Source organism: Collinsella aerofaciens, assembly GCF_001405375.1.
In the GTDB taxonomy this organism is placed as follows: domain Bacteria; phylum Actinomycetota; class Coriobacteriia; order Coriobacteriales; family Coriobacteriaceae; genus Collinsella; species Collinsella aerofaciens_F.
Window position 1 is genome coordinate 100,043 of the sequence record NZ_CYYP01000008.1, and the last position, 7,702, is coordinate 107,744.

Genomic DNA, 7,702 nt, shown 5'->3' on the forward strand with positions numbered 1-7,702 from the left:
GCGAACGAGCTCTTCGTGGAAGGCGGCTTGTCCCCACGTGACCCTGACGCTGCGGCGCGCGAGGTGCTCGGAGGCATCGAACGGCTCGCTCAGGCCGCTGCGTATACGGTGGTGGTCACCGTCGACGTGTTCGCCGATGGGATGCGCTACGATGAGGGGACCGAGGCATGGAGGCGCGCGCTCGCGCGCGTGAACGCGGGCGTGGCGGCGCTGGCCGACCGCGCAGTCGAAGTGGTATGTGGGATTCCCGTGTGGATGAAAGGCGAAGGACCTACAAGGTGAAGATAGCAGAGGCAATTGGCGCGGCGTTCGGAACGTTCTCGCGCATCCCCGTCCCGAAATCGGCCTGGACCGATTTCGGATCAACCCATGCGCTTGCCGCGTTTCCCCTGGTGGGCGTTGCGGAAGGCTTCCTCATGACGGTGTGTGGGCACGTGGCGAACCTGCTCGGCGTGCCCGCGACCATCGTCGCGGCCGTGCTCGTGGCGTTGCCTGTGGCGGTGACGGGAGGCATCCACCTAGACGGGCTCTGCGACACCTCCGATGCGCTTGCAAGTTGGGCCCCGCGCGAGCGAAAGCTCGAGATCATGCACGACCCGCGGGCGGGCGCCTTCGGGGTCATCGGTGTTGTCGTGTACCTTATTCTGCAGTTTTCCCTGTTCACCGCGCTGCCGCTTACGGCGGGGGCGTTCCTCGCGCTTCTGTGCTCGCTCGTGTTCTCCCGCGCGCTTTCGGGGCTCGCCGTAGAATGCTGGCCTGCCGCGCGGGCGGACGGTATGGCCGTGGGGCTCTCGCCTGCGAAGAAGCGCGCGGCGATCGTCGTGCCGCTTTGCGCTTTCGCTGCGGCGTCGGCTGCAGGGATGGTCGCGTGCGCTCAGGCCGTCGGCGCCCTTATGGCGATGGCGGGGCTTTTGGCGCTCGCGTGGTACCGCCATGTTGCACTGTCCCGCTTCGGCGGGGTGACGGGGGATTTGGCCGGATGGTTTCTGCAATGGGCCGAGCTCGCGATGCTTGCCATGCTGGTGGCGGGGGGCATGCTCCTATGATGCTCGTGGTAGGTGGCGCGCATTCGGGGAAGAGGACCTTCGTGCGCGAAAAGCTCGGGTTCGCGGCGGACGATTTCGTCGACGCGGCGCAGTTTGCGGAGGGCGGCGTGCCCGCGGCTTTTGCCGGCCGCGTCGCGTACCGTGCTGAGGAACTCGTACGTGCGCTCGACGCTGACCGGGCGCTCGAGCGGCTGATCGGCTTCGACGCAGTGATTCTGCCCTTGGTCGGCTCGGGGGTCGTCCCCATGCGTGCGGAAGACGCCCAATGGCGCGAGCGCGCGGGGCGCCTAGGATGCGCGCTCGCTGCGCGCGCCGACGTCGTCGTGCGCATGACGTGCGGGATTCCCCAGGTCATCAAAGGAAACCTTGCCGATGCGCCTCGAGGGACGCAGGACGCGGGCGCGCCTTTGGAAGTCGTCTTCGTGCGCCATGGTGCCACGGCGGGCACGGAAGACCATCGCTACAGCGGGGCGGGCACCGACGAGCCCCTGTCGAGCGCGGGCGAGCGCGCTTTGCGCGACCTCGCGTGCGATCGTGACGTGTTCCGTGTTATCACGAGCGGCATGGCCCGCACCGACCAGACGGCGCGCATCCTCTTCCCGAAGGCGGAGCTTATGGCGTGCCCCGGTCTGCGCGAGATGGATTTCGGCGACTTCGAGGGGCGAAGCGCCGCCGAGCTTAAAGAGGATGCGCGTTACCGCGCCTGGGTAGACTCTTGGTGCGAGACGCGCTGCCCGCATGGCGAGGGCAAGAGCGATTTCATCCGCCGCGTCGTTGCGGCGTTTCGGGAGGCGTGCGAATCGGAGCGCGCCCAGGGGAGTGGGCGCGCCGTCTTCGTCGTACACGCGGGTACCGTGAAAGCGCTGCTCTCCGAGCTAGCTGTCCCGAAAATGGGATACTTCGACGTGCATACCGAGCCGGGTGGTGCATGGGCCGCCACCTGGGATGGGCGCTGCCTTCGCGACGTTCGCCCCGCTTCGGGGGGCGATGCCCGGTGATGACGATTCTTGCCGTCGCCGCCGGGTTCGCGGCCGACCTTGCCTTCGGCGACCCGCGCTGGCTTCCCCATCCCGTCGTCGCCATGGGGCGCGCGATCACGTGGGCCGAAGGCCGCCTGCGGGGCGCATTCCCGCAAACGTCCGCGGGCACGCGCGCCGCAGGGCTTGTGCTCGCCGTGGCGCTTCCGCTTGCGTGTGGGCTTTTGACCTGGGGAATCCTGCATCTTTGCGGCATGGTTCACTCCGGCTTGCGCTTCGTGGCCGAGGCATGGGCGAGCTATCAGATTCTCGCGGCATGCGAGCTTCGCCGCCAGAGCCTGGCCGTGGTCCGCGCGTTCTCGAAGGGCGGCCTTGTCGCGGCGCGCGAAGCCGTCGGGCTCATCGTGGGACGCAACACGTCTGTTCTCGACGAGCAGGGCGTGGCGCACGCCGCCGTGGAAACCGTGGCGGAGAACGCGAGCGACGGCGTCATCGCGCCGCTTTTCTACCTTATGATCGGGGGTGCGCCCTTGGGCATGGCGTACAAGGCGGTGAACACGCTCGACAGTATGGTAGGCTACAAAAATGAGCGCTACATCGACTTCGGCTGCGCCTCGGCGCGCCTCGACGATGCGGTGAACTGGATTCCCTCGCGCTTATCGGCCCTGCTCATGATCGCCGTGTGCCCGATCGTCGGGCTCGACGCGTGCGGGGCGGCGCGCATCTGGCGCCGCGACAGGCGTCGCCATGCGAGCCCCAACTCGGCGCAGACCGAGTCAGCGTGCGCGGGCGCGCTCGGGCTGCGCCTGGCGGGACCCGCGGTGTATTTCGGCAAGCTCGTTGAGAAACCGACGATAGGCGACGCGTCCCGCGAAATCGAGTGGGGCGACATCGCACGGGCGACAAGGCTCATGCTCGCCGCGTCCGTATGCGCGCTCGTCGTCTTCGGCGCCGCGCGCGCGGCGGTCGTGCTCGCCGTGGGGGCGATGGCATGAGGGAAGACCACGCCGCGCCCCAGGCTGCCGGGGGAATCCTGCGCGCCCGTACGCATGGGGGCAGCTCGCAATCGCTCGGCATCGCTTGCGAAGGGGGCGCCTCCGACCTCATTGACTTCTCGGTGAACGTGAATCCGGCAGGCCCCTCGCCGCGCGCCGTCGCCGCAGCTTGCAAGGCGCTTTCTCGAATCGACGCCTACCCCGATAGGGAAAGCCTCGCACTCGTTCGCGCCCTAGGGCGCGCCCAGGGCATTCCCGAAGATACTATCGTCTGCGGCGCGGGCGCGTCTGACATCATCTGGCGGCTCGCCGCGGCGGTACGCCCGAAACGCATCGTCGTGTGCGCGCCGACGTTCTCTGAATATGCGGAGGCGGCATCGTACTACGGTGCATGCGTGCAGGAGTTCCCGCTCTCCGAGGCGGATGACTTCGACGTGCCCGCCTCCTTCGCCCGCGCGATCGAGGGGCCGGGAGACGTGGCGTACCTCTGCAATCCGAACAACCCGACGGGGCGCCTCATCGACCCCCGCGTGATCGATGCCGCGGCTTGCCGCTGCGAGCAGGTGGGCGCGCTGCTCGTCGTGGACGAGTGCTTCCTCGGATTTGCGCCCGACGCCCGCGAAAGGAGCGTGGCCGCACGCGCCGCGTGTTCGCACCATGTGGCCGTGCTCTCCGCGTTCACCAAGCTCTACGGAATGGCAGGGTTGCGGTTGGGGTATCTGATCAGCGGAAACGCCCAACTCATCGAGGGGATTCGTCGGGCGGGGCAGGCGTGGCCCGTCTCCTCGGTCGCCGAGGCCGCGGGCATCGCCGCCCTGGAAGACGTCGAATACGTCTCGCGCACGCGCGATGTATTGGCGGGCGAGCGAGCGTGGCTTTCCCACGAGCTCTCCTCGCTCGGGCTTTCCGTCGTGCCGTCGGATGCGAACTTCCTTTTAGTCCGCACGCCGGCGAAAGACATCCCCGAGCGCCTGTATAAACAGGGGGTTTTGGTCCGCACGTGCGACTCGTTTTCGATACTGTCCCGTTTCTGGTGCCGCGTCGCCGTGCGCACGCACAAGGAGAATGCCCGGCTTGCGATGGCGTTCAGCCGCGCGCTTCGGGCGGAAGGTGCATCGGGCGAAGGCGAACCCGACGAACGGGGCGGCGCTTCTTGCAGCGGCGCTATGGCGGGCGCGGATGGCCGAGGCTCGGCGAAGGAGGTCGATACCCGTGGGTAGGGCGAAGCCCATCATGATCCAGGGCACCATGTCGAACGCGGGGAAGAGCCTGCTTGCGGCGGGGCTGTGCCGTGTGCTTTCGCAGGACGGCCTGCGCGTGGCTCCCTTCAAGAGCCAGAACATGGCGCTCAACAGCGGTGTCACGGCCGACGGGCTCGAGATGGGGCGCGCTCAGATCATGCAGGCCGAGGCGTGCGGCATCGCGCCCGACGTGCGCATGAACCCCATCCTGCTCAAGCCCGAAAGCGATCACCGAAGCCAGCTCATCGTGGCCGGCAAGGCGCAGGGAGCCTTCGCTGCGAGGGACTACTTCGCGCGAAAGAAGGCGCTCATGCCGCAGATTTTGGAGGCGTTCGATTCGCTCGCGGAGGAAAACGACGTCATCGTCATCGAGGGCGCCGGCAGTCCCGTCGAAATCAACCTTGCCGAAAACGACATCGTCAACATGGGGCTCGCGCGCGCCGTGTCCTCCCCCGTGCTGCTCGCGGGCGACATCGACCCAGGCGGGGTGTTTGCCCAGCTCTACGGCACGGTCGCGCTCCTTGCGCCCGAGGACCGCGCGCTTTTGCGGGGGCTTGTGGTGAACAAGTTCCGCGGCGATGTGGAAATCCTGCGCCCGGGTTTGGCTCCGCTCGAGAAAATGTGCGGGGTTCCCGTCGTGGGGGTCGTGCCGTATCTTACGCTCGACCTGGACGACGAGGACTCGCTCGCGCCGCGCCTAACTGCCCGCGAGGCGCGCGGCGTCATCGACGTCGCCGTCGTGCGCCTTCCGCATCTGTCGAACTTCACCGACTTCGACCCGCTTTCGCGCGTGCCCGGCATGGGCGTGCGCTACGTTTCCTCGACGACCGATCTGGGCCGACCCGACCTGGTGGTGCTTCCCGGCTCGAAGTCCACGGTCGACGACGCGCGCTGGCTTGCGGCTAGCGGCATCGGAGCCTGTGTACGCGCGCTTTCGGGCGCGGGCACGCCGGTGCTCGGCATATGCGGAGGCTACCAGCTTTTGGGAGACGAGCTTTCGGACCCGCACGGCAGGGAAGGCGCTGGCACCGCGCGCGGGCTCGGGCTCATCCCTGCAAGTACGGTGTTCAAGGAGGAAAAGCGCCTCGCCCAGTCGGAGCTGCGCATCACGAGCGCCCAAGGCGCGTTCTCGGTGTGGAACGGCATGACGGCGCGTGGGTACGAGATTCACGACGGCGAAACGACCGTCCCCTGCGCCCCTGCGGGCACGATTGGCGGCAAACCAGAAGGCGCGGCCTGCGGAAACGTGTTCGGAACCTATCTCCACGGCCTGTTCGACGAACCGGGGGTGGCACTCGCCCTCGCGCGCTCGCTCGCGCGCATGCGCGGCCTGCCCGAGAGCGTCGTGGGTGCTGAGGGCGCGGTGTCCGCGGCCGATCACCGTGCGCGCGAGTTCGACCGCCTGGCCGACTCCGTGCGCGGGGCGCTCGACATGGAGTATGTCTATCGCATTATCGAGGAGGGCGTATGATCCACGTGTATCATGGCGACGGCAAAGGCAAGACCACGGCGGCGATGGGCCTCGCCCTTCGCATGCTCGCCGCAGGCCGCCGCGTCGTCGTCGTGCAGTTCCTGAAAGACGGCGAAAGCGGGGAGGTGCGCCTGCTCGCCGAGCATTTCGGCGTGCCCGTGTTCGCGGGGAAGGTGTCGGACAAGTTTACCTGGTCCATGACGTCGGAAGAACTTGCCGCGACGCGCGAGTTGCACGATGGGAACCTCGCTTCCGCGCTCGCCGAGCTCGAGGGCGCGCAGGAGGGGCTGCTCGTGCTCGACGAGGCGCTCGACGCGCTTTCGAAGGGGCTTGTCGACGAGGCGCTCGTGGACCGCGCGCTCGATATGTCCGCGCGCGGCGTCGAAGTAGCGCTCACCGGGCGCGCGCCTTCCCGCAAGATCGTGGAGAAGGCCAACTACATAACCGAGATGCGGTGCGAGAAACACCCCTACGAGCAGGGGATATGTGCAAGGGAAGGAGTGGAGTACTAGATGGATTCCAAGGAGATGGCGCCCGGCGACATCGAGCGGCGCAGCTTTGAGATCATCACCGAAGAGCTCGGCGGCCGCACGTTCCCGCCGCTCGAAGAACCCGTCGTGAAGCGCGTCATCCACACCACTGCTGACTTCTCGTACGCCGATTCCCTCGTGTTCACCCATGACGCCGCGCACTGTGCGCTCGACGCACTGCGCGCAGGGGCCACGGTGCTCACCGACACGAACATGGCGCTCGCAGGCATAAGCAAGCCCGCGCTCGCGAAGATCGGCTGCCAGGCCGTGTGCTACATGGCCGACCCGGATGTCGCCGCAACGGCGCGCGCCGCGGGCACGACTCGCGCCGTTGCGAGCATGGACAAAGCTTGCGGCATCGAGGGTCCGCTCATCGTGGCCGTCGGCAACGCTCCCACAGCACTTCTGCGCCTCGCCGAGCTCATGGACGCGGGGAAGATCTCGCCCGCGCTCGTCGTTGGGGTGCCGGTTGGGTTTGTGAACGTGGTCGAGGCGAAAGAGGAGCTACTCGCGCGACGCGTGCCGGCCATCGTCGCGAGGGGTCGCAAGGGCGGCTCGACCGTGGCGGCCGCCATTATGAACGCGCTGCTCTACGAGATCACGCGCCCAGGCGGCCCGAAGTGACGGCGCCCGCATCCGCGCCGGCGCTGCGCATCTTCGCCGGCACCACCGAGGGCCGCCTTCTGTGCGAATGGGCGAGCGGGGCGGGCATCCCCGCCCGTGCCTACGCGGCAACCGAGTACGGAGGCGAGCTTTTGGGCGAGCTTCCGGGCATCGAGGTGCATGCGGGCAGGCTCGACGAGGCCGACATGGAGCGCGAGCTTTCCGGCGCGCGCATCGTCGTCGACGCCACGCATCCCTTCGCTACGCTCGCAAGCGGCAACATCCGGGCCGCTTCGCTCGCCGTGGGTGCACGATGCCTGCGCCTTACGCGCCCGGTCGAGGCGCTGCCCAAAGGCGTCGTGTCGGTCGCGTCGATCGCCTGTGCGGCGCGCTTTCTCTCCGAGAACCCGGGTCGCGCGCTTCTCACGACGGGGAGCAAGGAGCTTGCTCCCTACACGCGCGTCGCCGATTTCGCGGAGCGCTTCTTCGTGCGTGTTCTCCCGCTGCCCGGTGCTATAACGAAGTGCATCGACGCGGGGTTTTCGCCGTCGCACGTCATCGGCATGCAGGGGCCCTTCACCCGTGAGCTCAACGAGGCGATGCTTCGGCAGGTGGGCGCCCAGTGGCTTGTGACCAAGGACTCGGGAACCGTAGGCGGCACGGCCGAGAAGATCGCCTCCGCGCGCGACGTGGGAGCGCGCTGTATTGTGGTCGCCCGTCCCGCCGAGGGAGGCGGGGCCCTTTCGCTTCGGGAAGTGGAAGACGCGCTCTTACGGGAGTTCGCGCGCTAGGCGCTCGCCGCGCCTGCGCGCCCTCCCGCCCGCGAGGAGGAGCGCCCC

9 protein-coding genes are annotated in these 7,702 nt (G+C 68.1%); all 9 read left to right on the forward strand.

What is annotated here, in order from left to right; genetic code table 11:
- On the forward strand, positions 1–282 hold a 282-nt coding region (locus tag ARB25_RS09995), incomplete at its 5' end, for a P-loop NTPase family protein (protein WP_216595114.1).
- Entirely contained in the window at positions 279–1,046 is a 768-nt protein-coding gene (gene cobS / locus ARB25_RS05630) for an adenosylcobinamide-GDP ribazoletransferase (protein WP_055286475.1), read from the forward strand. The genes ARB25_RS09995 and cobS, both read left to right, overlap by 4 nt.
- Positions 1,047–1,087: 41 nt before the next feature.
- Complete coding sequence (locus ARB25_RS05635) at positions 1,088–2,044, forward strand: histidine phosphatase family protein (RefSeq protein WP_253276056.1); 957 nt, start codon at positions 1,088–1,090, stop codon at positions 2,042–2,044.
- On the forward strand, positions 2,044–3,018 hold the full coding sequence (gene cbiB, locus ARB25_RS05640) for an adenosylcobinamide-phosphate synthase CbiB (RefSeq protein WP_055286479.1): 975 nt from the start codon (positions 2,044–2,046) through the stop codon (positions 3,016–3,018). The genes ARB25_RS05635 and cbiB overlap by 1 nt, the downstream gene beginning before the upstream one ends.
- On the forward strand, positions 3,015–4,238 hold the full coding sequence (locus tag ARB25_RS05645) for a pyridoxal phosphate-dependent aminotransferase (RefSeq protein ID WP_055286480.1): 1,224 nt from the start codon (positions 3,015–3,017) through the stop codon (positions 4,236–4,238). The genes cbiB and ARB25_RS05645 overlap by 4 nt, the downstream gene beginning before the upstream one ends.
- A complete protein-coding gene (locus ARB25_RS05650; RefSeq protein WP_253276057.1) occupies positions 4,231–5,730 on the forward strand; it encodes a cobyric acid synthase in 1,500 nt (499 codons plus the stop codon). Before ARB25_RS05645 ends, ARB25_RS05650 begins: the two co-directional genes overlap by 8 nt.
- Positions 5,727–6,242, forward strand: a complete 516-nt coding sequence (locus ARB25_RS05655; protein ID WP_055286484.1) for a cob(I)yrinic acid a,c-diamide adenosyltransferase — start codon at positions 5,727–5,729, stop codon at positions 6,240–6,242. The genes ARB25_RS05650 and ARB25_RS05655 overlap by 4 nt, the downstream gene beginning before the upstream one ends.
- Positions 6,243–6,884, forward strand: a complete 642-nt coding sequence (locus tag ARB25_RS05660; RefSeq protein ID WP_055286486.1) for a precorrin-8X methylmutase — start codon at positions 6,243–6,245, stop codon at positions 6,882–6,884.
- A complete protein-coding gene (gene cobK, locus ARB25_RS05665; RefSeq protein ID WP_055286487.1) occupies positions 6,881–7,654 on the forward strand; it encodes a precorrin-6A reductase in 774 nt (257 codons plus the stop codon). Before ARB25_RS05660 ends, cobK begins: the two co-directional genes overlap by 4 nt.
- The last annotated feature ends 48 nt before the right edge of the window (positions 7,655–7,702 follow it).

Bases quoted from the DNA above. Each gene is read 5' to 3' on its own strand.
- cbiB (WP_055286479.1), top strand. From the start codon at position 2,044: ATGACGATTCTTGCCGTCGCCGCCGGGTTCGCGGCCGACCTTGCCTTC.
- ARB25_RS05645 (WP_055286480.1), top strand. From the start codon at position 3,015: ATGAGGGAAGACCACGCCGCGCCCCAGGCTGCCGGGGGAATCCTGCGC.
- ARB25_RS05655 (WP_055286484.1), top strand. From the start codon at position 5,727: ATGATCCACGTGTATCATGGCGACGGCAAAGGCAAGACCACGGCGGCG.
- ARB25_RS05660 (WP_055286486.1), top strand. From the start codon at position 6,243: ATGGATTCCAAGGAGATGGCGCCCGGCGACATCGAGCGGCGCAGCTTT.